Source organism: Shinella sumterensis (assembly GCF_004514425.2).
Classification (GTDB): domain Bacteria; phylum Pseudomonadota; class Alphaproteobacteria; order Rhizobiales; family Rhizobiaceae; genus Shinella; species Shinella sumterensis.
The window spans coordinates 158737-182635 of sequence record NZ_MYFN02000009.1 but is presented as its reverse complement, the minus strand read 5'-3'; the positions used below and the strand labels follow the sequence as shown (position 1 = coordinate 182635).

Below are 23899 nucleotides of genomic sequence, written 5' to 3'. Positions count from 1 at the left end.
TCCCGACGCCAACGGGTCAACAATGACCGCGACAAACCATATCGCCGCGCCGTCGCGGACCCCTGCCGAAAGCCTTGCAGGCTCTCCTCGACGATCCGAACCTTCTCTTCGTCCGACCAATCCCGCCGGCGACCAAGATCATCGCAGGACAGGACCTCAATGGGGGAAATGATTGTAGCGCATGACATAAGGCATGGACTTAAAGCCAATCAGCAAATCAGGGCAGACGGCCTTCGGCGGAGGGATACGGTAGGAAAGCTGCGCCGATGAGATCGCCACCGCGCCACCTTCGGCCGAAGGCCAAATGAACCTTCCTCGTTCCAGCTTTTTCGTAAACAGGCAGGCCCCCTGACCATCGTGCCAGACGATCTTGACCAGATCGCCGCGCTTGCCCCTGAAGCAGAACAGATGGCCACCCAGCGGATCGTGCTTCAGCACCTCCTGCACCCGCAGCGCCAGCGACGGGAACCCACACCGCATATCCGTATAGCCCGTCGCAAGCCAAACCCGAACACCTGTCGGGATCGCGATCATTCCAGCCCCTCAAGGCCACGGACGATCCGCAGCAACGCATCCACATCGACATCACGGTCGACAACAACGCGCCGGCCGTTCGCGATCACGACCTCCATGCGACCAGAACCAGACGCCGAAGGCTCCAGATCAGCAACCGGAACAGGATGCTCGGCCGCCGCGTCATAATCCGCAACAACGGGAACGAAACCAGCCAATGAACCACCCCCGAGCCGTCCTTCCCGCACCGCCTTGCGCCAGCTATTCAACTGAAAGCGCGTAATCTCATGGCGACGAGCCGTCGCCGATACCTGCTGGGGTCCGCTATAGCTCTCCGCGACAATCGCCAGCTTGGCTTCGTCACTAAAGTGCCGGCGACGACCTTTCTCTACAATCTCCAGCCGACTGATCTGCGGGCGACCGCTGCGAATGATATCCATGGGTAAAACACTGGCTATATTGACGTCGATATAGCCGGAGCCTCACCAAAATTCTCAAAACAGCAAGGCGTCCTTCCCCGGATGCGTACGTTGTTGCCTATCGGCTTGCTCGGCCTTCTCAATCCCGGATGGGCCTACACATTCAGCATGTTCGGCCTTTCCCAGACGAGTGCGAGTGTCACGGCCTTGCTCTGGGCCTTCGAGCCTATTCTCATCCTCGGCCTTGCGTGGATGTTTCTCAGGGAACGAATTGATCGCCAACTCGTCGGCCTCGTGGCTCTAGCGACGTGCGGGATTTTGCTGGTCAGCGGCGTCTGGAGTGGCGAGCCGTCTTCAGCCGTGAAGCTGGGGACAGCTCTGATTCTGGCGGGCGTGCTTTGCTGTGCGATTTACACGGTCCTGGCGCGCAATCTCATCGCCGATCCGCTCTTCACGGTCGCCACGCAGCAGACCGTGGCTCTCGGCTGGATGCTCGCGATCTGGCCGCTTGAACTATCCGGGGTCGATCTATCGGGCGCGGCCGCCGTGCCGGTCCAGGACATCGCTACGATCATTCTCTCGGGGCTGCTCTACTATGCGCTTGCCTATTGGCTCTATCTGTACGCGCTCCGGTCGATGCGGGCGAGCGTTGCGGGCAGCTTCTTTAACCTCATTCCGGTGTTCGGGGTCATCGGGTCGTTCCTTTTTCTGGGCGAGCGCCTCACCACCCTGCAATGGTTGGGAGCCGCGCTGATCATCGGCGTGGCGATGGTGGTTCTGCAGCGGGATGCGGACGAACTTCCTATCGAGGAAGCCCAACGCATGGGTGCCTCGCAACGATCCCAGCCACTGTCGATGCTCGACGAACACCAACTTGATGATATCGGACTGACTCGGAAACAAGCATCCGAGGTCGACAAAAGGAGTATTGCTCGACAAAAGCCGTGAAGCGGCCAGGCTTCGACGATGCCTGTTGGTTGCGGTCAATTTGACGGGCTCGGTGTGGCGACGAGGCTCCGCTTCGTCGCCATCGCCACCGCGACAAACGCCGCAACGCCGATCGAGCCGAGCGCGGCGCTCAAGACGAGTGACGCGCCTATGCCGAACTGCTCCATCGTCGCTGCGAAGGCGAACGGCGCAGCCGCGCCGGCGGCCAGTCGTGAGGCGGCCATCTTGCCGGTAAGCGCACCGTATCCGTCCGAACCGAACAGGTAGAGCGGCAAGCTGCCCTGCGCGATGCTGTTGATGCCCGACCCAAGGCCGAGGCAAATCGAGAAGGCAACCGCACCGGGGAGCCAGTTGCCGGACAGCGCCAAGATGACGACGCTCAGCACCATGAAGACGGCGGAGAGAACCGCAAGGCCGGGCGGCGCGAGCCGCGTGCCGAAGATCATGTTGATCAGTCGGCTGAGAACCTGCGCCGGGCCGAACAGCGAGCCGATGACGACGGCGGCGCTTCCGAATCCAAGCGCACCGAGCATCGGCACCATATGGGCGAGCATGGCTCCAAGCGTGAAGCCGAGCAGCGCGAATGCTACCGAGACGGCGAGGACAGCGCCGCGGCGGCGCTCGCGAGGAATGGCCCCAACGACGGGCTCGCGCATCGGCCTCATTCCGCCGGCGGCTGCGACCTTTCCCTTTCGCACGATCCAGAGGTGGAACGGCATGCAGACAAGAAGGTTAAGCCCGGCATAGACGAGGTAGATTTCCCGCCAGGACAGATAGCCGAGCAGCGCCGTGGCAATCGGCCAAAAGATCGTTGAGGCGAATCCTGCGATCAGCGTGAGATAGGTGATGCTCCGTGATGCGGAGCGGGGATCGGCTTCCACCAGTGCCGCGAACGCGGCCTGGTACTGGACCATGCCGGACGATATCTCCAACAGGACAATGGCCAACGCGAAGACTGCCACCGACGGCGACCAGGCGCATAAGATCAAGGTCAGCGCAGACAACGCCGAGCCGATCGCCATTACCGATGCCGCGCCAATGCGATCCATCTGCCGCCCTATGTATGGCGCTGACAGCCCCCCAACGAACAGCGAGGCCGAGAAGACGGCAAAGACCTGTGCGACAGTGATGCCGAGATCCGCTGCAATGCCGGGCGCCAGGATGCTGAAGCTATAGTAGAGGGTGCCGTAGCCGATAATCTGGGTCAGGCCGAGCGCGGCGACGATGCCAACGGGAACGTTCGGATTACGCAACGACGTCGCCCTCGCTCTGGTCAGCATCCGTCTTGCAGCATCCCTCGGATCGCTCCACGCCCTCGCGGACCATCGGGTGGCCGGCGCAGCAATCCTCCATCAGGAATTTCACGAGATCGGCCAGCGCATCGTAGCTGGCGCTGTAGACGATCGAGCGGGATTCCCGTCGCTGCGCGATGAGGCCAGAGCGCTCCAACTCCTTCAGGTGGAAGGACACATTCGAGGGCGAGACGCCCATGCGCTCGGCGATTAGGCCGGCGGCCAACCCGTCCGGTCCGGCGACGACCAGCGTTCGGACGATAGCGAGGCGGGTTTCCTGCGACAGGGCCGCGAATGAGGTGAGGGCTTGACGTTCGTCCATATTTCAACAATCCTTGAATCATTGAACAATAGGAGTAGCGCACATGACCGCAATCGACAAGGCTGTTTCCACCGATATCACGCTTGGCCAGCTTCTCGATGGGCTGGCGGCCGCGCCGGAAGCGCCGCTGGTGTTTCTCTACGAAGGTCAGCCGGTGAAGGCGGGCTACCATGTCACCGAGGTCAAAGCGGGCGCATTCTCGGCACTCGACTGCGGCGCCAATCCAGAAGCCTGGTCGGAGATGTTCATTCAGCTCTGGGATATCGACGAAAACGGCCGAGACCACATGCCGGCGGCGAAGTTCTCCGCGATCATCCGCAAGGTCTCCGACCACGTCCGGCTTGATCCGGCGGCCAAGCTCACCTTCGAGGTCAGCGACGGAAGCCGGCCGATGGCGCTCTATTGCGCGTCGTTGCCGCGCCTGGCTGGAGACCGGTTCGAGGTGGCACTCGCCGCACGGGTATCGAGCTGCAAGCCGCGCGATCGTTGGCTGGCCGAGAAGGCCATAGCCGCGGACTCCTGCTGCGGACCTGCGGCACCCAGCACAAAATGCTGTGCCTGAGTGGCGCGTCTGCGGTCATCTCAGGAAATCGCGGATGCCGAGGCCAGCCTTGGCATCCTGTTCATATCGGCACACGACATGCATATGCGCATGGAAGATGTGCTGGCCACCAGTTGCTCCGACGTTCCATCCGATCGTAAATCCATCGGGCTGGAATTGATCGAGCCGGCGTTTCGCCTCCACCAGCATCTCACCAAGGTCGGACCATTCTTCCGGGGCGAACTCGAATGGCGTCTCGACATGGCGGAAGGGAATGATCATCGCGGATGGGTTCGGCAAAGTCGGCTTCAGCATCATGTACTGCGATCGATTGCTCGCCGCGGGCTCACCTCCGGTCAATCCATTCGCAAGGCACCACCGACAATTTTCCACACTTCCGCCTGCCATACCGCCTGTCCAACCACGTGATATCTATGCATACATATCGCCCATGACTGACACCGCCAATCTATCCCATGCCCGCAATCCCGCTGCTGCTTTCGGTGGAGGCGCCATTATTGGCGCGCTCGGCGGACTCATCGGTCTGGGCGGCGCCGAGTTCCGTCTTCCGATCCTGATCGGGTTGTTCAACTTCGCAGCCCTCGAAGCGGTCATTCTCAACAAGGCCATGAGCCTCGTCGTCGTTGCGACTGCGCTTCCCTTTCGGGCAGGAACCGTTCCTTTCAGCGCCATCGCCGACAATTGGCCCATCGTCCTCAATCTGCTTGCAGGAAGCTTGATCGGCGCGTGGTTTGGTGCGGGCTGGGCAACAAAGCTGCGGTCGGAGACACTCTACAAGGTCATCGCCATCATGCTCGTGGCGATCGCGATCGTCCTGGTGATCGGGCACGATGCGACGGCCGGCCAACCGCTATTGACTGGCGTCAGCCAGCTCGTCGCAGGTGTTGTCGCAGGCTTCATCATCGGCATCGTAGCGTCGCTACTGGGAGTCGCGGGAGGCGAACTACTGATCCCGACGCTGGTCCTCCTCTTTGGAGCGGACATCAAGCTCGCTGGCAGCCTTTCGCTTGCCGTAAGCCTGCCAACCATGCTGGTCGGATTCACCCGCTATAGCCGTGATCAGAGCTTCTCTGTCATTGGCCGCAACAAGGCTTTTCTCCTGATCATGGCTGCCGGTTCGATCGTCGGCACGTTCGTCGGCGGCCTGCTGCTCGGCATCGTGCCGAACGCGGTGCTGCTGCCAGCGCTGGCGATCATTCTCCTGATATCCGCTGTTAAGGTGTGGCGGCACTAGAGGCATCGATTGCTGCGACTATGCCGAGCCTCCGATCCTGACCTACTTGAAATCTCGGGCTTTGGGGAACGGGTTCGGCATAGTCTCAGGCTCGGGATAAGTACCAGACCTCTTGATCGATCGACTGAAGGTCAAGAGCCGGAATTTTCACTAGCCGGTGGCTTGAATGACATGAAGGTCCACAGCGGTCATCCTCATCGGCGTGGCGGGTATAAGATTTGATTTGAAATCCAAAATTTGACAAATTCTTGTTGAAATTGGCATAACAGAACATATATTCCCCGTATGATATACCGATTGGAAATTGAGAACTTCTACTCGTTCCGCGATCCGCAGGCTCTCGACTTGCGGATTCCCCGTAACGTACCCGATTACCCGGAGCGGTTCTCCGCGGTGTTCCCCGGCGCCGAGGAACGCGCACCCAAAGTGGTGTCGCTGTTCGGCGCAAACGGCTCTGGAAAGTCCTCGGTCCTCAAAGCTCTGACGTTTCTCTCCTGGTTTCTCAAGGACAGCTTCCAGCATCAGGGCACATTGCCCTGCGAACGGTTCAATGACGAGGAGTCGATGAACCGACCAATCCGATTGGCCATTGAGATGGGCGCGCTTACGGAGCTGTCATTCGCTGCCGTCAACGCGCCTACGCATCGCAAGGAGGACTTCGGTCTTTATCGATACGAACTGGAACTGCTCCCGAAAGACGGCGAGATCCGAACGGTCGGTCGAGAAGCCCTCCGTCACAAGCCAGAAGGGCAGGGCAAATGGCAGCGCGTGTTCGAACGGGGAACAGGCAAGGATGTGCGCGGTTCACGTACGTTTTCCCTTACCGGATATAGCCAGGTCATTGATAAGATTCGGGACGATGCCAGCGTTGTCTCAACCCTCGCTCTTTTCGAGCACGAGCCTTCGAAAGTGCTCGCGGAAGCGGCGAGCGCTGTCTTCCGCAACATACTGATGGAACGCTTGGAATTTACCGACAGGGACGTCTTTTCGTTCCTGGCTCAAAATCCAGCGGCGGTCCAGAGCCTCAATCGGGAACTCCAGCGCATCGACGTGGGTGTTGAGCAAATGGAGATTGTCCAGACAGCATCGGGTCCGACCGCCCTGTTCAAGCATGAGGGCTTGCATGTCCCCATGCCATGGATACTAGAAAGTCAGGGAACCCGATCCTTTATCCGGATATTTCCGCTCTTGTTGCTGGCCCTCCAAAAAGGCGGTGTTGCGGTAATTGACGAACTCGATCTGTCGATCCATCCCTTGATCCTTCCGGAAATCGTCCGGTGGTTCTACGATCCAGACCGCAACCCGGGCGGAGCCCAGCTGTGGATGTCTTGCCATTCGGCTTCGTTGCTTGATGACCTCAGCAAGGAAGAGGTCGTTTTTACCGAAAAGGATCAGACCGGACGCTCAAGCGTATATAGCCTGATGGACGTCCAGTCTGTTCGGCGAAATGACAACCTCTACAAGAAGTACCTTGGAGGGGCATTCGGCGCGGTGCCACAAATCGGATGAGACGGCGCAACGCACATATTCCCGTCCGCAAACCCGTCTTTCTCGGATGCGAAGGCGAATCCGAACAGGCTTACGGACAGTTTTTGAACGATATCGTCCGGCAAAAAGAGCTGCCGTTTCACATAGAGGTAGTGAACCTCAACCCTGGCGCGGGAGATCCGCTCGCCCGCGTCAAAAAGGCAGTGCAGGAAATTGCACGCCGAAACCAGCGGCGTGCCGAGTTTCAATATCGTGCGCTCCTTATGGATGACGATCAGATCGCAGGCGACCACCAGCGTCGCCAGCAAGTCCACGCGCTGGCGGCCCAGAACAAAATTTCAATCATTTGGCAGGCCCCATGCCACGAGGCATTCCTTCTCAGGCATTTTGAGGGTCGGCTAACCGCAAATCCGCCAGACAGCGCTACCTCGCAGGCCAATCTTCTCCAAGTTTGGCCCGGCTATGCAAAGCCAATGAGTCGCCTGGAGGTGTCTCGAAGGATCGATCTCGAAGGCGTAGAAAGGGTCTCCGGAAATCATCAGGAATTCGCTGCGCTACTTCGGTTCCTGCGACTAATCCCGTAAATAGATCGTTCGGCTTTCTAGGGCGTGTGGACGAATTTGAGCAAGCATAGGCCGGCGGCGAAGCTGACGATCGAGCGGAAATTCCGTGCGGTCTTTTCGCATCGCAAAGCGACGCGCTTGAAGCGCTTGAGCCGCCCGAAGCCTTGCTCGATCCGAGCGCGCGCCTTGTAGAGCGTCTTGGCGAAGAAGGCCGGCGCGTTCTTCTCGTTGGCCTTGTGCGGGATCACCGGGGCGATGCCGCGAGCCCGGGCGGCGGCGCGATTGGCCTTGCTGGAATAGCCTTTGTCGCCCAGTGCGGCGCGTGGGGTGATGTCCGGCCCTATGTCGAGCAGGGTCTCGAAGCGGGTTGTGTCGGCAACCTGGCCGCCGGTCAGATCGAACGCGATGATGTCGCCCGAATTGTCCGCCTTGGCGTGGATTTTGGTCGTGAACCCGCCACGCGAGCGTCCGAGCGCCTGGCCTTGCTGCCCCCCTTTGCTCCGGCCGCCGAGACATGGGCGCGGACAATGGTAGAATCGAACATCTGGATCAAATGGGCCGATGCGCTCATCTCGGCCAGCGTGTCGAAAAAGGCTTCGAACACGCCGGCCTTGCTCAGCCGGTCAAAACGCTTCCACACCGAGTTCCAATGGCCGAAGCGCTCCGGCAGCGCCCGCCAGCGCACATTCTCCACCGTGAAGAAGTGCATCGCTTCCAGAAACAGCCGGTCGTCCGTGGCCTTGCGGCCCCGCCGGGGCAGGCAGGCCCGGAACACCTCCAGCGCGTTCGCCCAATCCGTATCCGTCATCTTCGTGGACATCGCCGACCTCCAAATCAGTCGGCAACCTATGAATCAGACCGGATTCGTCCCCAGAACCCCAAAACCTATACCTGAGTCAATTCGTCCACACGGCCTAGTGCCCGAAGACTTGCTCAAGGTGCAAATCGTGCGACCTGACGTCAGGGAGCAAACCTCAATCTGCCAAGCGTCCATGAGTTGGCGGTTCCCTGCGCGGCTTGCTCTAACGGAGAGAAGCCAAGCAAAAGTTTCGGTTTTAGCGAAGATAACGCGGTCAAAGATGAATCCGCTGCGAGTAAACGAAAAGCGCATTCGTCCAGGCATTTTCATCGGAAACAATCCGGACAGCATAGAGTGTCAGGGTTGGATTTTTTTGAGGGTCTTTGGTAGTTTTTCGAAGTACCCTTGCGGCGCTCTGGAGGAGCGGACCTGATGCCAACGTGGCCGAAAGAGAAGTTATTGAAGCACGGTCCGGACCTTCCGATGGAAGAACGAATCCGCCGCTACCAACACAATATCCGCACCATCCGGGACTCTGGTTGTGCGGTTCCGACTACCGCAATGGTCGATACACTCGATCCGGTCGAGATCGAGATATGGTTTGCGGATAATGCGTTCAATATCGACCGCCTCAAGGAGGTGATAAAGCGCGTGTCGGATTTGCCAGACGACACGTTACTGCCGTCCCCGTTCAACAAACCGGATCGGTAGCCCCTACTGGAAAACGGCAACCATGCATGAAGATCGGAGCTGCCACGCGGGCGAAAATCAGCTTTCGTGCTTTCGCCCGATCGTCGCCACAACCTCGTAACGGTCGACAAACGCACCGGGCCCACCGTTCAGCAGCGCCAAGATGCTGGACTGAGAAATCGAGATTGTCTCAACCTTCTCGATATTCGTTGTCTCCCATTCCATGTCGGGATCGGCGGCGATGTCGTCGCGCATCGCAAGAACGGTGCTTTTTACGTCGTCGTAATTGTCGAAGAAAATATCGCGCAGCCCTGTCGGTTTCCAGCGCTCCTCGCGCGGAATACGCGCGTCGGCGTAGGTATAGAAAGTGAAGACGAGACCCTCAGCCAACGGTTTCTCCTGAAGCGCCTTCGGCGGTACGTCCCCGCCGTTCAATGCTCAATGACCCCATGATCGGGGGGTTGGAAACCGTGTGAAACGGCCCTGAGCTTTTAGTTCGGAGAACCTGGACATAGCGTCAGGCCCCCCGACCCAAAGGTCAAGGAGGTGATGCTGTATCGGCCAGCACCAACCGTTCACAGGGGTTTCCACGCCCCAAAGCGGCACGTACCGCTTCGGGGCGGAGAATAGGACATCCCGTTGAATTTGTCCTGAAATTTCTTCACGCGCCCCCGCGCAACGCGCCACTTTTCGAACCGAGCCGGTGGCGCGGGCGGCCGGGAATGGGAAAGGCGCGTCGGCGAAGGGAGAGGGAGAGGGGGGCGGAACGGCGGCGGCGGGTTGAGAGGCTGGAGAGAGGCTCCGGCTGCTCGCCATGGAGCCGCACCATGCGTCACAATCCGAATGTGGATCCCGCGCACCAACGATTTGCCACCCATAAGACACAGCCGGCGATATCGATTGCCCGCGCTTTTCCGTCGATTTCCATCCTCCCGCCGATCGCGGATCTTCTTCAGCAAGGCGCGGCCGCAGCCATCGGCGTTTCGGGCGGCAAGGACAGCCAGGCCGCAGCCATGGCGACCTTCGAGTATCTCGATCGGATCGGACATTCCGGCCCGCGTCTACTGATCCATGCCGATCTCGGCTCGGTGGAATGGGCGGATTCGCTGCCGACCTGCGAGCGATTGTCCGATCGCCTCGACGCCGAACTCATTGTCGTCCGCCGCAAGCAAGGTGGGCTGATGGACCGCTGGGAAAGCCGCTGGCGATCCAACGTCGCGCGCTACGAAAACCTCAGCACCGTGACGCTCGTCCCATGCTGGAGCACGCCGGCGATGAGGTTCTGCACGTCCGAGATGAAGACCTCAAAAATCCATGCGGAACTTAAACGCCGGTTCTCAAAACTGCCGATCATCAGCGTGACCGGCGTCCGGCGCGAGGAAAGCCCGCAGCGCGCTCGAGCCGAGATCTTCGATCACAAGCCGGGTGAGCGAATATGGACGTGGCGGCCGATACTCGACTGGTCCGAACCGGAGGTCTTTTCGTCGCTCGATTTCTGGGGCATCGAACCCCATCCCGCCTATCGCCGGTTCGGCCTCACGCGTGTGTCGTGCCGCTTCTGCATCATGTCGAGCCTTCCCGATCTGGTAGCCGCAGCGGCGCAGCCGGAAGCACACGATCTCTATCGACAAATGGTTGGCCTGGAATGCCGCAGCACGTTTGCGTTTCAGAGCAGCCGTTGGTTAGGAGATATTGCGCCCCATCTCCTTGAGCCGAGAATCCGTGATCTTTTCGCCATGGCCAAGGAAAACGCGGACCGTCGTCGTGCGGCAGAACGCCGGCTGACGAAGCCGATGCTCTATGTGAAAGGTTGGCCCACGCGGATGCTATCCGACGGCGAGGCCGATCTTCTCGCGGAGGTGCGCTCGCAGGTCAGCACCATGCTGGGATTTCGCGCGCGACATGTCGGCCGCGCCTCTATCCATGCGCGCTATGCCGAGCTCCTCGACCTTCAGGCCAGCCGGGGGAGGGCCGCATGACCGACACGTCACCCTCCAGCCGCCTGCTCATCCTGTCCTGCTCGATGACCAAGCGCGACGGTCCGCAATACATGCCGGCGCGTGACCGATACGATGGGCCGCTCTGGCAAACATTGCGTCGTGTCGATCCCGACGAGCGGAAGGCACGGGTCGCCTTTCTGTCGGCTGAGTACGGTTTTCGTGAAGCGAGGACCACCATCGAAAACTACGATCGACGGATGACGCCGGAGATTGTGACCGCCATGAAGGCCGGCGGCCTCGGCACGCGATGGCCGCTGCCGAAAACTCAGCGGCGCGTGGTGATGCCATCGGGCGAGCATCCGGGCATGCACATCGCCTCGATGACGGAGCATGGCCGGAAACCGTTCGTCGATGTCTGCCTGGTTGGTGGCGCCCTCTATCTCGACGTCATGCAGCACTTCGTCGACCTGTTTCAGGAGGATGGCTTTGTCGCGGGGAGCGCGGCGATCACGGAAATCTGCGCGCCGATCGGCATCATGCGGCGGCGGATGGCGATCTGGCTGGACAGGTCCCTGCGGGACGCGAGCGGCGACGCGGACGCAGGCGGCAAGCGGTGAGGGCGGTGGCCGGGGAAAGAGGGAGAGGGGGGAAGGGGCCTTCGCGGCGGGTTGAGGTTGCTGGAGAGAGGCTCCGGCCAACCCGCCTTGGAGAAACGAAATGGCCAAATCAGCCATCGAGAAGGTCACATTGAACCCGGCGGAGAACATCCCGTACGACAGGATCGAACTGTCGCAGAAGAATGTTCGGCGGGTAAAGAACGGCGTCACGATTCCGCAGCTTGCAGAGGATATCGCCCGTCGCGGTCTCATCCTAAGCCTGAATGTGCGACCAATACGTGATGCCGACGGGAATGAGACCGGGCGCTTTGACGCCCCGGCCGGGGGGCGTCGCTACGAAGCACTCGGACTGCTCGTCAAGCAGAAGCGTCTGCCCAAGTCGGCGCCGACACCTTGCATCGTGAATCGCGCCGAGACGACCTCGGCCGTAGAAGACTCGCTTGCCGAGAACACGCAACGCGAGCAGCTGCATCCGCTCGACGAATTCCGCGCCATTATGGACCTGCACGAGCAGGGCCTCGACGAGGAAGAAATCGCCGCCCGCTTCCACATGTCGGTAGCGACGGTGAAGCAGCGCCTCCGCCTGGCCTCAGTGTCGCCCCGTCTGCTCGAACTCTACGGTGATGACCAGATGAAGCTTGGCCAAGTCATGGCGTTCTCGATCACCAAGGATCACGCGCGGCAGGAGCAGGTCTGGGAGACGATTTCGCGCACGCAAAGCACCGACCCCTACTATATTCGCCGGCTGCTGACCGAAACCGCGATCCGGGCGAGCGACCGCCGTGCGATATATGTCGGCATCGAAGCCTATGAGGCCGCCGGCGGCATTGTCATGCGGGATCTCTTCGAGCAGGACAACGGCGGATGGCTTCAGGATCCGGCGCTGCTCGAACAGCTCGTGTTGGAAAAGCTGACGGCAGACGCTGAAGCGCTGAAGATCGATGAGGGTTGGAAGTGGGTCGACTTCGCCATCGACTTCCACTTCGGCCACGCTTCCGGCCTTCGCCGCTTTTACGGCAAGCAGGCAGAACTGACCGAGGAGGAGCTGGCGCTTCATGATGCCCTGACGGCAGAAATCGAGAAGCTCAATGCCGAATACGAAGCTGTCGACGACCATTCGGAGGAGACGGAAGCGCGCCTTGATGATCTCGACGCTCAGATGACGGCGCTGAATGACCGACCCTTTGTCCTCGATCCCGAGGACGTCGCTCGCGGCGGCGCCTTCATCTCGCTGGCCGGCAACGGCGAACTCAGAATCGAGCGCGGCTTCGTCCGCCCGGAAGACGAGCCTGTCGTCGAGGCGGAGGAAGGCGATGGCGTCGGCCAGAATGGTGACGATGGCGACGAGACCGCCGCGGAAGGTGGTGGTGTGACGATCAACGGCAAGCCCGTTGGTGTCGAAGATCAGGAGGAGGACGACGGCAAGATCCGGCCGCTGTCGGAACGGCTCATCGAGGACCTGACCGCGGCCCGCACGCTTGCGCTCAGGAATGCGCTCGCCAATGAGCCGATGATGGCCTTCATCGCCGTGCTGCACCTGCTCGTGCTGAACGCCTTCTATCACTTCCGCTCGGCGTCTTGCCTGGAAATCACGGTGCAGCATTCGGTCTCGACCAAGACGCAGGGCCTTTCCGAAACGGTCTGGGCGAAGGAGATCGAGCAGCGCCAGGAGAACTGGGGGCACGATCTTCCCGGCAACGCCGATGCGGTTTGGGCCTACCTGATCGCGCTCGATCACGACAGCCGGATGGCGCTGTTTGCTCATTGCGCGTCGATGTCGCTGAACGCCACGATGCAGCAATGGAACCGCCGGTCCAAGGAAAACCAGCATGCCGTGCAGCTGGCCCAGACGATCGGATTCGGCATGGTGGGTGCGGGCTGGACGCCGACGGTCGACAACTATCTCGGTCGCGTGACCAAGGCGCACATCCTGCAGGCCGTTCGCGAAGCAAAGGGCGATCAGTCGGCCCAGCTTATCGATCACCTCAAGAAGCAGGACATGGCGCGCGAAGCCGCCCGGTTGCTCGACGGCAGCGGGTGGCTCCCGGAAGTGCTGCGCTATCCTGCCGATGAAATCTCCGAGGAGGTCGGGATTTCGGAGACGGACGATGCTGTGACCGCAGGCGACGAGGACGTCGAAGTCGGCGATGTCGTGTTGCCGGCCTTCCTGACCGAGGACCTGGATGGCGAGCAGACGACCTCCGATCCGGATGACGATCAGGGCAGGCATCTCGAAGCCGCCGAATAGATCTCGAAACCGCCAATGATCAATCCGAAGCCCGGCCGTCGCGCCGGGCTTCTCTCTTTCTCGATATGGAGACGAACATGTCCGTCATGACTATCTACGAACAAGCGCCAATTGGCGCATTAATTGCCTGGACCGACGGCACGCGGCGTCCGCCGAAGCGCAACTTTTACCTGTATTGCGAGTGGTTATTCCACAACAATCGCGGCCGTTTGGTCCGAACGCAGGGCGAGCGCGGTAGCGGAAATCCGGGAATGAGCCCGGCAATAACCCTCCTGAGAGGCGATTTCACTGAAGCGGGTGTGGTGGCCAACAGTTCTCTCTACACCTTCCATATCGACTATCCGCTTCGGTTCACGATCGTTGAACGGCCGCCGATTGGCTCTGTCCGGGTCTTCGACCGGCCGGGTCGGGACGCAGAGCTTGTCTATCTCGCGTGCGGCCGCGCCGAGGCCGAGCATTGGGTCGCGGTCGAGGGAGATCGGTATCCCGATCCCGTGTTCGAGGAGGTTACTGCAGACGAGGTCGCGGCCGCCGTAGTGGAAGGGAGGATGGTATAATGTTGAACGACATCCCTCGCGCCGTCATCGTTCCCGACGAAACCCGTCAGGATTTCCTCCCAACCCTCTTCGGCCGTTCGCACCTGATCGTCGCCGAGAATGCCGTCTACGCCTTGATGGGAAGGCTTAGCCCTCTCGACTATCGTGGCGGTTCCTGGGATTTCTACGAGCACGAGAGCAAGCCGCTATTTCTCGCACCCAGATCCAGGACGCGTTTCCGGATTACTGGCGATGTCACCTGCTTCCATGGCGAGGTCTCCGCCGAGGCAGCCGGCATTATCGCCACGATGTTCGCATTTTCGCACCTGTCATTCCAGTTCCAGTCCGATCGACTCGTCGAAGGATATGAGCGCCTCTACGCGTACTCGGCGGATCATCCTGAGGCCTCGGAGATCTTCCAGGCAATCGACTGAAGCCCACTTGCACGACTGCGGGTCGCGGACGTTTCGGAGCGAGCTGCGATCCACAGATCCATTCCCAATTCACCAGCCCGGTTGGCGCGATAGCGGCGGCTGGGCTCGTTCGTTTCAGGAGCTTGAGATGCCCGACTACACCATTGAGACAAGTTATCGCGTGCCAGCCTACCGTCATCGCACCTACCAGGCCGACACCGTCGCGCGCGCCTGCCGGCAGGCCATCGAGGACGATGACTGGTCCGGTGAAAAGCTGAGCTACGAAGACGCCGGCGAGAACTACATTTCCGGCATTTGGAACGAGGTCGATGCCGCATATTCCGGCCAGGCGATCCCTGTCCCCTCGCACTTTTCGGAAACGATCGAGCGGAAGGTCAGGCACTTCGAAATCCTGCTTGGCCTGCTGAAGTTGCTCCTCGCGGATGTCCAGGCCGGCCGGGCGGCGTCGGACGACTGGATCGAGCGTGCCGTCTCAGCCGTCGCCCGTGGCGAGGCGATCCTCGCAGGCGCTCGCGATCCCGACGAACTCGCCGAGGGAGAGCGCCTATGACGCAATACAATGTCAAAATCGCTTTCTGGCTGAGTGCCTATGACGGTTTCGCCCTCGAGGCCGACAGCGATGCCGTGGCGATCGAGAAAGCCAAGGTGACCGCCACGGTGGCCATGGAGGCATCCGATCAGCCGGAACACATCGAGATCGATCAACGGCGTGAAGGCACCATCATCTACATCGATCGCGTCACAGCGGATGGGACGGAACCGGACATAGAAAATGTCGAGTTTGACGACGACCGCATCCATCCCGCGCCAGCGCGCTGAGCTTCATCCCTTTTCTTTCCACCAACCCGGCCATCGCGCCGGGATTTTACGTTTCAGGAGACGACTCATGAATACCATGATTTCCAGCCCGCCCGCCGTATCCTCCGGCTTCAAGGTCGACATCTCGCGCGGCGAACGCATCGGCCGGGTATCGTCCGAATGGTTCTCTCGCCCGGACGACGAGCGTTATCTCTCGCTTTCCGACCTCCATCGCGCGGTCAGCGAGCGGACGGAACGCGCCCGTGTTCGCACGGTCGAGAGCGCGGACATCCGCGTCGAGGCGACACGCGACAACGCCGAGCGCCTTTCCCTTGTCGTTCCCGGCAGCCGCGTACCGCTGGCGCCGACCCATTGGAGCTACGGCCAATTGTGCAGCCTTGTCGGCGCGCCCGCGAGCTACATGCGCCAGCTTCCCGCGCCGCTGGCGGCGATCAATCTCCAGCATGGGCTGCTCAACCACAGCGCCGAACTGGTCAAGACCCTGGAAATGGACGACGGGCGCGTCGAGTTGCGCGCGGTGACCGGCCCCGAGTACGGCCGCATCTGGGATAAAGAACTCGTTGCGGCGGTGATGAGCATCGCCGGGAATGGAACCGGCGACACGATCTGGAAGGTGCCTGGCGTCCTCGACTGGTCGACCATGACCCACAATCCTTTCGTCGACGTCACAAAGGATACGACGACACTCTATGCCAGCGACAGGGATGTCTTCCTGTTTCTCGTCGACGATACGCACCCCATCGAGGCCGGGCGGCTGCCGAACGGCGAGCCGGATCTCTATTTCCGAGGATTTTATGCCTGGAACTCGGAGGTCGGCTCGAAAACCCTCGGAATCGCGAGCTTCTACCTGCGGGCTGTGTGCATGAATCGCAACCTTTGGGGCTGCGAAAATTTCGAGGAAATCACCATTCGGCACTCGAAGTTCGCCGCAAAGCGCTTCGCGCACGAGGCCGCCCCGGCGCTGATGAATTTCGCCAATTCCTCACCCGCACCGTTCATCGCCGGCATCCGAGGTGCGCGCGAGAAGATCGTCGCCCGCAACGAAGAGGACCGGTCCAGTTTCCTGCGCAAGCGTGGTTTCTCGAAGGCGGAAACCGGCAAGATCATCGACACGGTGCTTGCCGAGGAGGGGCGCCCGCCGGAATCCATTTTCGATTTCGTGCAGGGCATCACTGCCCTCGCGCGCGGAAAAGCGCATCAGGACACGCGCCTGGAACTGGAGGGTAAAGCGCGCAAGCTGCTCGAAAGCGCGGCCTGACCACGTTCCGCTCCCGCACACACTCCCCCTCTATCCCATCAGCGCCCGGCCACCGTGCCGGGCGTTCGCCATTTTGGAGAACCTACAATGACCAGCTTTTCCTTTCACGCACAGGTCGCCGCGGAGGCGATCGAAAAGGTCGGCCGCCTTTTCAACGCCTCGATCGACGATATCCTCAACGAACTGCTCCAGAACGCACGGCGCGCCGGGGCCGCGAAGGTCTTGATCGACCAGATCGACGATCCACGGTTTGGCCCAGCAATCCGCATCGCCGATGACGGCGCGGGCCTCGCCGAACCCCGCTCGCTCTTTTCTCTCGGGAGGAGCGAATGGTCGAAGGCGCTGTCCCTGTCAGAGGACGCCGCCGGCATGGGCTTCTTTTCCCTCGCCAATCGTGGAGCGATCATCATCGCTGGCCAGAAAGGCACTGGCCAGGCCTGGGCCATCGCGGCGACACCGGATGCCTTCACGGCAAGGAACCGGTCACGGTCGATGTCGGTCCGGAGGGGCATCAAGGCTTGACCGTGATCTTCCCGGAGAAGAAGGGCGAGCATTTTGCGACTGCGGTCCGCCGTGCTGCTCGCTTTTTCCCTGTTCCTGTCATCTTCAATGGCGAGCAAATGCCGTCCTCGGACTTCCTCGATGGCGCGGATCATATCGAGGAATGGCAAGGAATCCGGATAGGCGTGTTTGGTCGGGACCTCTCCCGCTACCACGACGACAACGTCAACTTCCATGGCGTGAGGCTGAAGGTTGGCTTACCGGACCTTCAGCAATCCTGGCATCGCAGCTATTTCGCGCGCATCGATGTGGTCGATTGTGCTCACCTGAAGCTCGTGCTTCCGGCCCGCAAGGATGTCGTGCGCGATGCGATGTATGCCGCGCTCATCGAAGAGATTACGCGCCTGTATTTTCGCATGGTCGCGGCCGGCGGTGCGCGGAGCTTGAAGTTCAAGGACTACCACTTCGGCCGGACGCTTGGCATCGACCTGAAAGAGGCCGTCCCGCTCCTGCGACCATTTACGCCTTCGTGCGCGGATACGGACCGGATTGTTGTTCTCGCGCCCGAGCCGGTCGAGGCAGGGGCGCTCGTCTTCGAAGGTGAGGGTCCGCTCGAAGAGCAGACGTTTGCCCGCGCAATCGCGCGACTAGACCGTCCTCCGCAGCTCTTCGAGCCGCACAGCGCGTTTACCGGATACAGCTGGTATGACGGGCTACGTTGCATTCAGATCAGATCCTACAGGATGGAAGTTGGCGGCTCGGTCGAAGAGAAAGAGCCCTTCGATCTCTTCGGCGCAAACGCGCGGCCGGATCGCCTTGAAGTGGTTCTGGACGTTTCGGGCGAGGAAAAGACGGAGTGGGTGCTGGAGACCGACCTGATCGTCCAAGGGGTCGATCACGGTTCCTTGGATGAGGCGGAGATCCTCGTCACCAAGCAGTCGGGTATCACGCCGTCACATCTGACCACCTTCCTTGTCGATGCCCTCTATTCTCCCGGGGACGATGCGGAAGCCGGCTCCTATGAGGAGCAGGAGCGATGGTTCTCCGACGAGGCGGAGGATCTGAGCATCGCCTTGCTGGAAACGGCGCACGCTGCCGATCTGAATGCGATCGTGCGTGTCGTCGAACGCGAAGTGGCTTGGCGCGTGCCTCGGGAAGACGCGATTCTGAGGATCGAGCATCGAAAGATCTCGGTCGAAGGTCTTTCCCCACCTGTCGGTGCGCCGCCGGCGCCGCGCGCGGCGACATAGCCCTCATCAAAACGCACGAGCATTCCTCCCATCAACCCGGCCACCGCGCCGGGTTTGTCGTATCGACTGAAAGGCAGTCCCATGAACAATCTCGAAACCCGAATTTACACCTATCCGCCAATCTCGCTTGCCGATATCACGCCGCTCGAAAAGCTCGTGCTGACCCACGTTCTCGAATGCAGCGAGACCGAAGCCGGGCTTGTCCTGTTCACCGACGTCGGCCCGATCAACCCGATCAGCGTGAAGCGCCAAGCGCTGCTCAACGCCTTTCGCGCCTCGGCGCCACAGGCAGACAGCGCACTCAATGCCTTCATTGGCAGCCGCATTCTGGCGCTATTGCCGACGTCGCCCGATGGTAATGATGTCGCTGCCGAAATCGATCTCAGCGAATTCCCGTGGCAGTTCATCGTGCATGATATTGTCGCGCGCTCGCCGAGCCTGCCGGAGGTCACGGTGATCCAATGGATGAATCATCCTTCGCAGCGGCTGGAGACCTATGGCGCCAGCGTGTCCCTCATCACCGGCAAGGGCATCCATAACGCGACCAGCGCGGATCTGCTGAACCGGTTCCGTTTGCAGGATCGTGCGCTGATGCCGCCGCTCTCGCCGCCTTCGTTGCCAGACGGTGCTCCAGTTGACGCCCCTCGGTCTTTCACCGTCGGCGAGATGGAGACGGCTCTCTGCATCTGGGAGGCCATGCTCTATTTTCGCGGACTTCACGAGGATCGCCGTCCGGTTCCAGATGGCGTTATCCGCATGTCCGAATTGTGGGATGCGACCGGCTGGCAGGCGATGCGGAGTCATGTCCTGGCGATCGTACCTCTTGCAGAGCAAGCGTACACCGATCTCTCGGATGCTTTGGAGGAGGGCGGATTTACCTTCGATTTCGATTTCATTCCCGCTGTCGTCGGTGCTTTGGACTGGTCTGAATACGGGCCATACCGGGATGGCGAACCCGAGGAATTTCTCCAAACCGTCATATCGGCGGTCGCTGGCCGGCGTCGTGACGTTGCGGCCGAAGCACTCGCCAGCGACAAGCTCATCGCTCGAAAATCCTGATGGACGGTCTTCGTCAGTCTATGACGCGATTAGGCGCTGATCCCGGCCTGGGTCGGTGTCGCATCGGATTCCGGCGACTGGCCGTGGCTCATCGACGCAACTTCGTTGCCCATCTGCTCGACGTCAACCACGTCGCTGGCGGCCTTCAGGTCGATACGCCCCCAGATCGACGTTTCTTTCCGGGGGAGGCGCCGCCGATTCTTGAACTCGACGACGAACGGCTTTTTCTCAGGCTTCATGATGCTCCGGCTGAATGTGGCGGGTGACTGCCTCCCGGCAGCTGTTCTTATTCGCGGGAGCCTGTCAACGGATTACGCCGGGAAGTCCACGATCAGGGAATTCGGGGCATCTCGCCATCGCCGGCCCGCCAGACCCAAGGTGTGATCTCCGGTCTCGTCTCGATCATGTCGGCAAGCGCATGCTCGTATTCGTCGCCGGCACTCGCCGGCACGATGAACATCGCCACCGGCGCGGGCTTCTGCTCGGGCAGCGTCACCGACACGATCGGCGCGTCGCGCGGAAGGTTGAAGCGCAGGCCCTTCACGCTCTTCCGCTTCAGGTGGCTGAGCTTCTCCAGCAGTCGCAATTCGTTAATGTCCTCGAAGGGCAGCCAATGCTCGTTCACAACCATCAATGCGACTTCTTCGACCGATGCGATGCCCGAGGTCGAGATGCCGAAGGTGGCGATGACGATCAGGTGGAACGCCTCGCTGGAACGCCACAGTTCGAGTTCGGTTTCGTAGCGGGCCGCCAGCCGCCGCCAGGCCCCATCCTCGATTATCAGGGGGAAGGGCATGTGCCGCACGACGATCCTCTGTCCCTCGCGGGCCGGAGAGAACTCTTTCACCTCCGCGACAATCATCATCAGCTTGCGCGGTCTTGAACCTGTCGCCTGCACGCCCTTCAGTGCCGTCGCGCGGCGCGCGGCGATGCCGTCCTTGTCCTCCGTCTGGTAGACCTCCGGCACATAGAGCATGTCGCTGAGCGGTCCGCCTCTCGCCGTCATCTGCGACGCTGCGTTGATCAGGCTGGTGCGGACGCGTCCCCAGCCGCGCCGGCCGGCCCAGACTGAACGCCATTCCGTCAGTTCGCCGGCCTCCCAGAGATAGTGGAGCATAGCCTTGAGCGACAGTTTCCGCGGCTCGCTGCGAATACCTGGTTCCGACTGTTCCGTCGGTGTGCTGGCCGCAGCGCGCGGACCCCGCTTCGTCAAGGAAAAATCGAGCTTCAGATCGGCTTTGCCGCTGGCGTCGATCTGGATGGCGCTGCCGATGAGCGGCCCGAGACCGGAAAGCTCGTATGGCGGTTCATAGGAAGGACAGGTCGGGTCATGTTTGCGTCCCGATAGCGGCATGCGTTTGACAACATACTGATCATCCAGTCGGGCGATGTACATGGCGACCGCCGGCTGCCTGCACATGCACATCGGACGAAGCCGCTCTTCATATGCATGCGGAAGAAGCGCCCGAAATTCCGGAGAGTTTTCCGGAAGCACCCTGTCGCCGATCGTGAATGTTCGCACTGTCGCTCTCCCCTTCTCAAGCCAAACCCTACACGGCGCGGCCGCGTTATACTATTAAAAATATGCATAGTAAAACGCAGCGACGACGGCTCATCTGACCGGCCGAGCGATTGGCTCAGCGCGACCTTTCCACGAGCGGAAGCGGGCCGCTGACGAAACTGTCCATGTGGCGTGCGGCTGCTCGTGGCCGAAGGAGGTTTCTTCGCCAAACCTCACGAGACACCATCCATTCCAGCCGCCGGCATCGCCGGCATTGTCTATCCCCGACGAGCCCGGCCCTGCGCCGGGCTTTCGCTTTCCAAGAGGCTCGTATGCCCGCAGTTATTGAAACCACCGTCTATCAGTTCGAGGAGTTGTCGGAAGGAGCGAAGGAGAATGCTCGTGCGTGGTATCGCGAGGGCGGCTTTGATTACGACTGGTATGAGTTTGTCTTTGAGGATTTCGGTCGGATATGCGAGTGCCTGGGCGTTCGCCTCAAGACGTCACCTGTCCGACTCATGGGCGGCGGCACACGAGATGAGCCGCGAATCCACTTCACCGGCTTCTGGTCTCAAGGTGACGGTGCATGCTTCCAGGCTCATTATTCCTATCGAAAGAGTGCGCCTCGCGCGATCCGTGTCCATGCGCCGAACGATACCGCGCTGCATGCGATTGCCGATAGCCTGCAAGCGATCCAGCGCCGCAACTTCTATCGGCTTCGAGCCGATGTCAGCCATCGCGGGCACTATTATCACGAGTATTGCATGGCGATCTCCGTCGAGAGGGGAAGTCCCACATACCAGGATATGACCGCTGACGCAGAAGAGACGGTCATCGAAGCGGTGCGCGATCTCGCCCGATGGCTCTACCGCCAGCTCGAGAACGAATACAACGCGCTGACCTCCGACGAAATGATCGACGAGACCATCGTGGCCAATGCCTACACCTTCACTGCGTCCGGTCGTCGGTTCGGCTAATCCGACGCCGGGGTTCTAGATCCGGCCGCGAGGGAGAGAGCGCACAGCGGCCCGGGCTTACCCCCTCGCGCTCCACGGAACATCACCATGAATGACCCCATCTATCCACGCCTCCGCATCCGCGCGGATGCGAACTGGCGCACCGTCGTGCGCGCCGCTGCCTGCCAGTTCGATCGCCGGATGCGGCACGACCCTGCCTTCCGTTTCGCGCGCAAACGCTTCTACCGCTCGATGCTCGCAGAGCATCGGCTCGACAGGCGCGAACTCGTGAACGCCTTCCGTCTTTGACGGCCTATCACCCGACGCTTGGTCGGCAACCCGAGCCGCGACGCCACCCATCTGACCGGCGGATTTTCAGCTAGGCGCGCGGCGGGTCTTCTCGCTTCCCCCCAACAAAAAAGGAATTCAACAATGCCGCAGATTGCGACAAACGTACTCAGGATTCTCGGCGCTGCTGTCGTCGAAGGCTCGAAGGTATCCTTGATCGACCAGCTCGATCGCAAACTCTATGTCGAAACCGACAAGGTTCTTCAGGCTGCCGGTGGAAAATGGAACCGGGCCGCGAAAGCCCATGTTTTCGAAGGGGATGCCGCCGAGGCGCTCGAACCGATCCTGCTTACGGGTAGTATTCCCGCACGAAACAGGACTTCGGCCAGTTCGATACGCCTCAATCCCTTGCCAGCGATGTGGTCGACCGCGCCGACATCAGGCCCCGGATGCGAGTTCTTGAACCGAGTGCCGGGCTCGGGAACATCGCCGTGGAAGCGATTGCCGCCGGCGGCCATGTCCACACGATCGAGATCGATGCCGCGCGATGCGCTCGCCTGGCGCTCAGGATTGCCCGTCTCGACAGCATGCCTGCCGCCTCGTTCTGCACCGGGCAACAGGCCGACTTCCTCGATATGCAGCCCGAAGCATCCTACGATCGCATCGTGATGAACCCGCCCTTTGCCGGCAGGACGACATCCGGCACGTCATGCAGGCTTTCGGCTTTCTCAAGCGCAGCGGCCGTCTGGTCGCGATCATGTCCGCCGCCATTCTGTTCAGGGCCAACAAGCTGACCACAGCGTTCCGCGACTTCGTCGCAGATCATGGCGGCGCCATCGAACCGCTCCCTGAAGGCTCCTTCCGATCGTCGGGGACTGCGGTCAATACCTGCGTCGTCACGATCACGGCAGGAGGCGGACATGCCTAAGAAACCTTGGCTGATCGACTGGCGCATCGAGGGAACTCGGCAAGTCCTGGCCGCGGATGCCGACGAAGCGCAGGAACTCTTCGACAAGGGATTCGGATCTCCAAATTTTCTCGATCCTCTCCGGGATGGTGAGGTCTCGAACGATCCGCCATGTCGCAACGGTACCAGAAGCCAAACGGGAGGCAACGATGCAGATAAAGCGTAAACCCCGGCCCGGCGAACCACGCTCGCATCTTGCTCATTCGCTCTACTCGGCCGAGCTCGGAGCACATGATCCCAAGCGATATCGTCTGACACCGCCCGGCGCGCCCGATGTTCCGGTGTTGGTGCAATCGGGCATGAACGTTCGCACATCATACGGCACTGGCGGCATCGTCGTAGCAGTCGGGGGCCCTGCCATTCATCACGCACAGGATGGTCGTGAGTCCGCATTTCACAATCATCTATGTCCCGACGAAGCGGTTCGGTCGACATTCCGCCACTGATCATTGCTGGATCAACGAATGCGTCGCTGTCGGTGACCGCATCCTGATGCTGCTTGAGGCCAACGAGGACGAAGTCTCCGTTGAGGCGAGCGCCGGCGAGATATCGGCGGGAGGTGAGGAATGATCAACCGATCCAGCCGGGCCGATGTCCGCAATCCCATCCTTGCGCTACCGGCAGCCCAACGCGTCCAAAATCTTCCAGTCGAAAGCCGCGCCGTCACCTCCACCAAAGAAAAGGAAACCGCCATG

Annotated in this window: 33 protein-coding genes and 1 pseudogene; 23 read left to right on the top strand and 11 right to left on the bottom strand. The window is 60.9% G+C overall.

Translation table 11 applies throughout. The features are described from left to right. The 3 genes from B5M41_RS17605 to tnpA all read right to left on the bottom strand — a co-directional run. Window positions 1–188 (bottom strand): transposase (locus B5M41_RS17605; RefSeq protein ID WP_230640202.1); only part of this gene is annotated, 188 nt, incomplete at its 3' end. Continuing rightward, the gene (tnpB, locus tag B5M41_RS17600) at window positions 157–534 is read right to left on the bottom strand and encodes an IS66 family insertion sequence element accessory protein TnpB (RefSeq protein WP_134653411.1); all 378 of its coding nucleotides are present in this window, start codon (window positions 532–534) and stop codon (window positions 157–159) included. The genes B5M41_RS17605 and tnpB, both read right to left, overlap by 32 nt. Then, window positions 531–953, bottom strand: coding sequence for an IS66-like element accessory protein TnpA (gene tnpA, locus B5M41_RS17595; RefSeq protein WP_064334523.1), 423 nt, complete (start codon window positions 951–953; stop codon window positions 531–533). The genes tnpB and tnpA overlap by 4 nt, the downstream gene beginning before the upstream one ends. A 90-nt stretch (window positions 954–1043) precedes the next feature. Here tnpA and B5M41_RS17590 point away from each other — a divergent pair, with 90 nt between their 5' ends. Then, window positions 1044–1880, top strand: coding sequence for an EamA family transporter (locus B5M41_RS17590; RefSeq protein ID WP_230640199.1), 837 nt, complete (start codon window positions 1044–1046; stop codon window positions 1878–1880). A 35-nt stretch (window positions 1881–1915) separates the two neighbouring features. On the opposite strand, the gene arsK is transcribed toward B5M41_RS17590, so the two are convergent. Both arsK and B5M41_RS17580 read right to left on the bottom strand, forming a co-directional pair. Continuing rightward, window positions 1916–3160: an arsenite efflux MFS transporter ArsK gene (arsK, locus tag B5M41_RS17585; RefSeq protein ID WP_134653190.1), complete on the bottom strand. Its 1245-nt coding sequence runs from the start codon at window positions 3158–3160 to the stop codon at window positions 1916–1918. Beyond that, window positions 3126–3494 carry an ArsR/SmtB family transcription factor gene (locus B5M41_RS17580; RefSeq protein ID WP_133037164.1) on the bottom strand — a complete coding sequence of 123 codons (369 nt, stop codon included), beginning with the start codon at window positions 3492–3494 and terminating at the stop codon, window positions 3126–3128. The genes arsK and B5M41_RS17580 overlap by 35 nt, the downstream gene beginning before the upstream one ends. A 43-nt stretch (window positions 3495–3537) precedes the next feature. Here B5M41_RS17580 and B5M41_RS17575 point away from each other — a divergent pair, with 43 nt between their 5' ends. Further along, complete coding sequence (locus tag B5M41_RS17575; RefSeq protein ID WP_134653188.1) at window positions 3538–4056, top strand: DUF6428 family protein; 519 nt, start codon at window positions 3538–3540, stop codon at window positions 4054–4056. Between the two features lie 15 nt (window positions 4057–4071). Here the strand turns inward: B5M41_RS17575 and B5M41_RS17570 are convergent, their stop codons facing one another. Further along, a complete protein-coding gene (locus tag B5M41_RS17570; RefSeq protein ID WP_134653186.1) occupies window positions 4072–4443 on the bottom strand; it encodes an HIT family protein in 372 nt (123 codons plus the stop codon). 43 nt (window positions 4444–4486) lie between these two features. Here B5M41_RS17570 and B5M41_RS17565 point away from each other — a divergent pair, with 43 nt between their 5' ends. The 3 genes from B5M41_RS17565 (at window position 4487) to B5M41_RS17555 (ending at window position 7362) form a co-directional block, all read left to right on the top strand. Then, window positions 4487–5290: a sulfite exporter TauE/SafE family protein gene (locus B5M41_RS17565; RefSeq protein WP_134653183.1), complete on the top strand. Its 804-nt coding sequence runs from the start codon at window positions 4487–4489 to the stop codon at window positions 5288–5290. Window positions 5291–5587: 297 nt separating this feature from the next. Beyond that, the gene (locus B5M41_RS17560; protein WP_209020921.1) at window positions 5588–6799 is read left to right on the top strand and encodes an AAA family ATPase; all 1212 of its coding nucleotides are present in this window, start codon (window positions 5588–5590) and stop codon (window positions 6797–6799) included. Continuing rightward, window positions 6796–7362, top strand: coding sequence for an RloB domain-containing protein (locus tag B5M41_RS17555; protein WP_134653179.1), 567 nt, complete (start codon window positions 6796–6798; stop codon window positions 7360–7362). The genes B5M41_RS17560 and B5M41_RS17555 overlap by 4 nt, the downstream gene beginning before the upstream one ends. A gap of 17 nt (window positions 7363–7379) precedes the next feature. Here the strand turns inward: B5M41_RS17555 and B5M41_RS17550 are convergent, their stop codons facing one another. Together B5M41_RS17550 and B5M41_RS27035 are read right to left on the bottom strand one after the other, a co-directional pair. Then, the gene (locus B5M41_RS17550) at window positions 7380–7904 is read right to left on the bottom strand and encodes an IS5 family transposase (protein ID WP_134711119.1); all 525 of its coding nucleotides are present in this window, start codon (window positions 7902–7904) and stop codon (window positions 7380–7382) included. Window positions 7905–7942: 38 nt separating this feature from the next. Continuing rightward, window positions 7943–8149 (bottom strand): annotated as a pseudogene (locus B5M41_RS27035) (transposase); the annotation flags it as partial. Between the two features lie 423 nt (window positions 8150–8572). On the opposite strand from B5M41_RS27035, the gene B5M41_RS17540 reads away from it, so the two are divergent. After that, window positions 8573–8851, top strand: a complete 279-nt coding sequence (locus tag B5M41_RS17540; protein ID WP_134653422.1) for a hypothetical protein — start codon at window positions 8573–8575, stop codon at window positions 8849–8851. A gap of 57 nt (window positions 8852–8908) precedes the next feature. On the opposite strand, the gene B5M41_RS17535 is transcribed toward B5M41_RS17540, so the two are convergent. Continuing rightward, window positions 8909–9220, bottom strand: a complete 312-nt coding sequence (locus tag B5M41_RS17535) for a hypothetical protein (RefSeq protein WP_134653420.1) — start codon at window positions 9218–9220, stop codon at window positions 8909–8911. Between the two features lie 437 nt (window positions 9221–9657). Here B5M41_RS17535 and B5M41_RS17530 point away from each other — a divergent pair, with 437 nt between their 5' ends. The 11 genes from B5M41_RS17530 (at window position 9658) to B5M41_RS17480 (ending at window position 19492) form a co-directional block, all read left to right on the top strand. Continuing rightward, window positions 9658–10809, top strand: coding sequence for a phosphoadenosine phosphosulfate reductase domain-containing protein (locus B5M41_RS17530; RefSeq protein ID WP_230640195.1), 1152 nt, complete (start codon window positions 9658–9660; stop codon window positions 10807–10809). Continuing rightward, on the top strand, window positions 10806–11387 hold the full coding sequence (locus B5M41_RS17525) for a hypothetical protein (protein WP_134653434.1): 582 nt from the start codon (window positions 10806–10808) through the stop codon (window positions 11385–11387). Before B5M41_RS17530 ends, B5M41_RS17525 begins: the two co-directional genes overlap by 4 nt. A gap of 100 nt (window positions 11388–11487) precedes the next feature. Continuing rightward, the gene (locus B5M41_RS17520) at window positions 11488–13635 is read left to right on the top strand and encodes a ParB/RepB/Spo0J family partition protein (protein WP_134653345.1); all 2148 of its coding nucleotides are present in this window, start codon (window positions 11488–11490) and stop codon (window positions 13633–13635) included. Between the two features lie 77 nt (window positions 13636–13712). Then, window positions 13713–14192 (top strand): hypothetical protein, encoded by a 480-nt coding sequence (locus tag B5M41_RS17515; RefSeq protein ID WP_134711210.1) that lies wholly within the window; start codon window positions 13713–13715, stop codon window positions 14190–14192. Beyond that, window positions 14192–14605: an antirestriction protein gene (locus B5M41_RS17510; RefSeq protein ID WP_134653037.1), complete on the top strand. Its 414-nt coding sequence runs from the start codon at window positions 14192–14194 to the stop codon at window positions 14603–14605. The genes B5M41_RS17515 and B5M41_RS17510 overlap by 1 nt, the downstream gene beginning before the upstream one ends. A gap of 127 nt (window positions 14606–14732) precedes the next feature. After that, window positions 14733–15155: a hypothetical protein gene (locus B5M41_RS17505; RefSeq protein WP_134653035.1), complete on the top strand. Its 423-nt coding sequence runs from the start codon at window positions 14733–14735 to the stop codon at window positions 15153–15155. Continuing rightward, a complete protein-coding gene (locus B5M41_RS17500) occupies window positions 15152–15424 on the top strand; it encodes a hypothetical protein (RefSeq protein ID WP_134653033.1) in 273 nt (90 codons plus the stop codon). Before B5M41_RS17505 ends, B5M41_RS17500 begins: the two co-directional genes overlap by 4 nt. 67 nt (window positions 15425–15491) lie before the next feature. Further along, complete coding sequence (locus tag B5M41_RS17495) at window positions 15492–16682, top strand: DUF932 domain-containing protein (RefSeq protein WP_134653031.1); 1191 nt, start codon at window positions 15492–15494, stop codon at window positions 16680–16682. An 87-nt stretch (window positions 16683–16769) separates the two neighbouring features. Then, window positions 16770–17204 carry an ATP-binding protein gene (locus tag B5M41_RS17490; RefSeq protein ID WP_134653029.1) on the top strand — a complete coding sequence of 145 codons (435 nt, stop codon included), beginning with the start codon at window positions 16770–16772 and terminating at the stop codon, window positions 17202–17204. After that, complete coding sequence (locus B5M41_RS17485; RefSeq protein WP_134653027.1) at window positions 17201–18433, top strand: hypothetical protein; 1233 nt, start codon at window positions 17201–17203, stop codon at window positions 18431–18433. Before B5M41_RS17490 ends, B5M41_RS17485 begins: the two co-directional genes overlap by 4 nt. 81 nt (window positions 18434–18514) lie before the next feature. After that, a complete protein-coding gene (locus tag B5M41_RS17480) occupies window positions 18515–19492 on the top strand; it encodes a hypothetical protein (RefSeq protein ID WP_134653025.1) in 978 nt (325 codons plus the stop codon). A gap of 29 nt (window positions 19493–19521) precedes the next feature. Here the strand turns inward: B5M41_RS17480 and B5M41_RS17475 are convergent, their stop codons facing one another. Next, complete coding sequence (locus tag B5M41_RS17475; RefSeq protein ID WP_134653023.1) at window positions 19522–19731, bottom strand: hypothetical protein; 210 nt, start codon at window positions 19729–19731, stop codon at window positions 19522–19524. Between the two features lie 92 nt (window positions 19732–19823). Further along, window positions 19824–21014 (bottom strand): DUF1173 domain-containing protein, encoded by a 1191-nt coding sequence (locus tag B5M41_RS17470; protein WP_134653021.1) that lies wholly within the window; start codon window positions 21012–21014, stop codon window positions 19824–19826. Window positions 21015–21325: 311 nt separating this feature from the next. Between B5M41_RS17470 and B5M41_RS17465 the strand changes: the two genes are divergently transcribed. From B5M41_RS17465 to B5M41_RS17440, 6 genes are all read left to right on the top strand, one after another. Continuing rightward, the gene (locus tag B5M41_RS17465) at window positions 21326–21970 is read left to right on the top strand and encodes an antitoxin of toxin-antitoxin stability system (RefSeq protein ID WP_134653019.1); all 645 of its coding nucleotides are present in this window, start codon (window positions 21326–21328) and stop codon (window positions 21968–21970) included. 87 nt (window positions 21971–22057) lie between these two features. After that, window positions 22058–22258 (top strand): hypothetical protein, encoded by a 201-nt coding sequence (locus B5M41_RS17460; RefSeq protein WP_134653017.1) that lies wholly within the window; start codon window positions 22058–22060, stop codon window positions 22256–22258. Window positions 22259–22686: 428 nt separating this feature from the next. Continuing rightward, window positions 22687–23031: a methyltransferase gene (locus B5M41_RS27150; RefSeq protein WP_413713178.1), complete on the top strand. Its 345-nt coding sequence runs from the start codon at window positions 22687–22689 to the stop codon at window positions 23029–23031. Continuing rightward, on the top strand, window positions 22947–23165 hold the full coding sequence (locus B5M41_RS17450; RefSeq protein WP_167719508.1) for a hypothetical protein: 219 nt from the start codon (window positions 22947–22949) through the stop codon (window positions 23163–23165). Before B5M41_RS27150 ends, B5M41_RS17450 begins: the two co-directional genes overlap by 85 nt. Next, window positions 23158–23370 (top strand): hypothetical protein, encoded by a 213-nt coding sequence (locus B5M41_RS17445; protein WP_134653013.1) that lies wholly within the window; start codon window positions 23158–23160, stop codon window positions 23368–23370. The genes B5M41_RS17450 and B5M41_RS17445 overlap by 8 nt, the downstream gene beginning before the upstream one ends. A 215-nt stretch (window positions 23371–23585) precedes the next feature. After that, complete coding sequence (locus B5M41_RS17440) at window positions 23586–23774, top strand: hypothetical protein (RefSeq protein ID WP_134653011.1); 189 nt, start codon at window positions 23586–23588, stop codon at window positions 23772–23774. Window positions 23775–23899 lie beyond the last annotated feature (125 nt).

Excerpts from the sequence above, each read along its gene's own strand:
- B5M41_RS17465 (WP_134653019.1), top strand. The coding sequence starts at position 21,326 with ATGCCCGCAGTTATTGAAACCACCGTCTATCAGTTCGAGGAGTTGTCG.
- tnpB (WP_134653411.1), bottom strand. The coding sequence starts at position 534 with ATGATCGCGATCCCGACAGGTGTTCGGGTTTGGCTTGCGACGGGCTAT.
- B5M41_RS17480 (WP_134653025.1), top strand. The coding sequence starts at position 18,515 with ATGAACAATCTCGAAACCCGAATTTACACCTATCCGCCAATCTCGCTT.
- B5M41_RS17555 (WP_134653179.1), top strand. The coding sequence starts at position 6,796 with ATGAGACGGCGCAACGCACATATTCCCGTCCGCAAACCCGTCTTTCTC.
- B5M41_RS17510 (WP_134653037.1), top strand. The coding sequence starts at position 14,192 with ATGTTGAACGACATCCCTCGCGCCGTCATCGTTCCCGACGAAACCCGT.
- B5M41_RS17525 (WP_134653434.1), top strand. The coding sequence starts at position 10,806 with ATGACCGACACGTCACCCTCCAGCCGCCTGCTCATCCTGTCCTGCTCG.
- tnpA (WP_064334523.1), bottom strand. The coding sequence starts at position 953 with ATGGATATCATTCGCAGCGGTCGCCCGCAGATCAGTCGGCTGGAGATT.
- B5M41_RS17505 (WP_134653035.1), top strand. The coding sequence starts at position 14,733 with ATGCCCGACTACACCATTGAGACAAGTTATCGCGTGCCAGCCTACCGT.
- B5M41_RS27150 (WP_413713178.1), top strand. The coding sequence starts at position 22,687 with ATGCGAGTTCTTGAACCGAGTGCCGGGCTCGGGAACATCGCCGTGGAA.
- B5M41_RS17445 (WP_134653013.1), top strand. The coding sequence starts at position 23,158 with ATGCCTAAGAAACCTTGGCTGATCGACTGGCGCATCGAGGGAACTCGG.
- B5M41_RS17570 (WP_134653186.1), bottom strand. The coding sequence starts at position 4,443 with ATGGCAGGCGGAAGTGTGGAAAATTGTCGGTGGTGCCTTGCGAATGGA.
- B5M41_RS17540 (WP_134653422.1), top strand. The coding sequence starts at position 8,573 with ATGCCAACGTGGCCGAAAGAGAAGTTATTGAAGCACGGTCCGGACCTT.
- B5M41_RS17450 (WP_167719508.1), top strand. The coding sequence starts at position 22,947 with ATGCAGGCTTTCGGCTTTCTCAAGCGCAGCGGCCGTCTGGTCGCGATC.
- B5M41_RS17580 (WP_133037164.1), bottom strand. The coding sequence starts at position 3,494 with ATGGACGAACGTCAAGCCCTCACCTCATTCGCGGCCCTGTCGCAGGAA.
- B5M41_RS17575 (WP_134653188.1), top strand. The coding sequence starts at position 3,538 with ATGACCGCAATCGACAAGGCTGTTTCCACCGATATCACGCTTGGCCAG.
- B5M41_RS17500 (WP_134653033.1), top strand. The coding sequence starts at position 15,152 with ATGACGCAATACAATGTCAAAATCGCTTTCTGGCTGAGTGCCTATGAC.
- B5M41_RS17565 (WP_134653183.1), top strand. The coding sequence starts at position 4,487 with ATGACTGACACCGCCAATCTATCCCATGCCCGCAATCCCGCTGCTGCT.
- B5M41_RS17475 (WP_134653023.1), bottom strand. The coding sequence starts at position 19,731 with ATGAAGCCTGAGAAAAAGCCGTTCGTCGTCGAGTTCAAGAATCGGCGG.
- B5M41_RS17530 (WP_230640195.1), top strand. The coding sequence starts at position 9,658 with ATGCGTCACAATCCGAATGTGGATCCCGCGCACCAACGATTTGCCACC.
- B5M41_RS17495 (WP_134653031.1), top strand. The coding sequence starts at position 15,492 with ATGAATACCATGATTTCCAGCCCGCCCGCCGTATCCTCCGGCTTCAAG.
- B5M41_RS17460 (WP_134653017.1), top strand. The coding sequence starts at position 22,058 with ATGAATGACCCCATCTATCCACGCCTCCGCATCCGCGCGGATGCGAAC.
- B5M41_RS17490 (WP_134653029.1), top strand. The coding sequence starts at position 16,770 with ATGACCAGCTTTTCCTTTCACGCACAGGTCGCCGCGGAGGCGATCGAA.
- arsK (WP_134653190.1), bottom strand. The coding sequence starts at position 3,160 with ATGCTGACCAGAGCGAGGGCGACGTCGTTGCGTAATCCGAACGTTCCC.
- B5M41_RS17515 (WP_134711210.1), top strand. The coding sequence starts at position 13,713 with ATGTCCGTCATGACTATCTACGAACAAGCGCCAATTGGCGCATTAATT.
- B5M41_RS17520 (WP_134653345.1), top strand. The coding sequence starts at position 11,488 with ATGGCCAAATCAGCCATCGAGAAGGTCACATTGAACCCGGCGGAGAAC.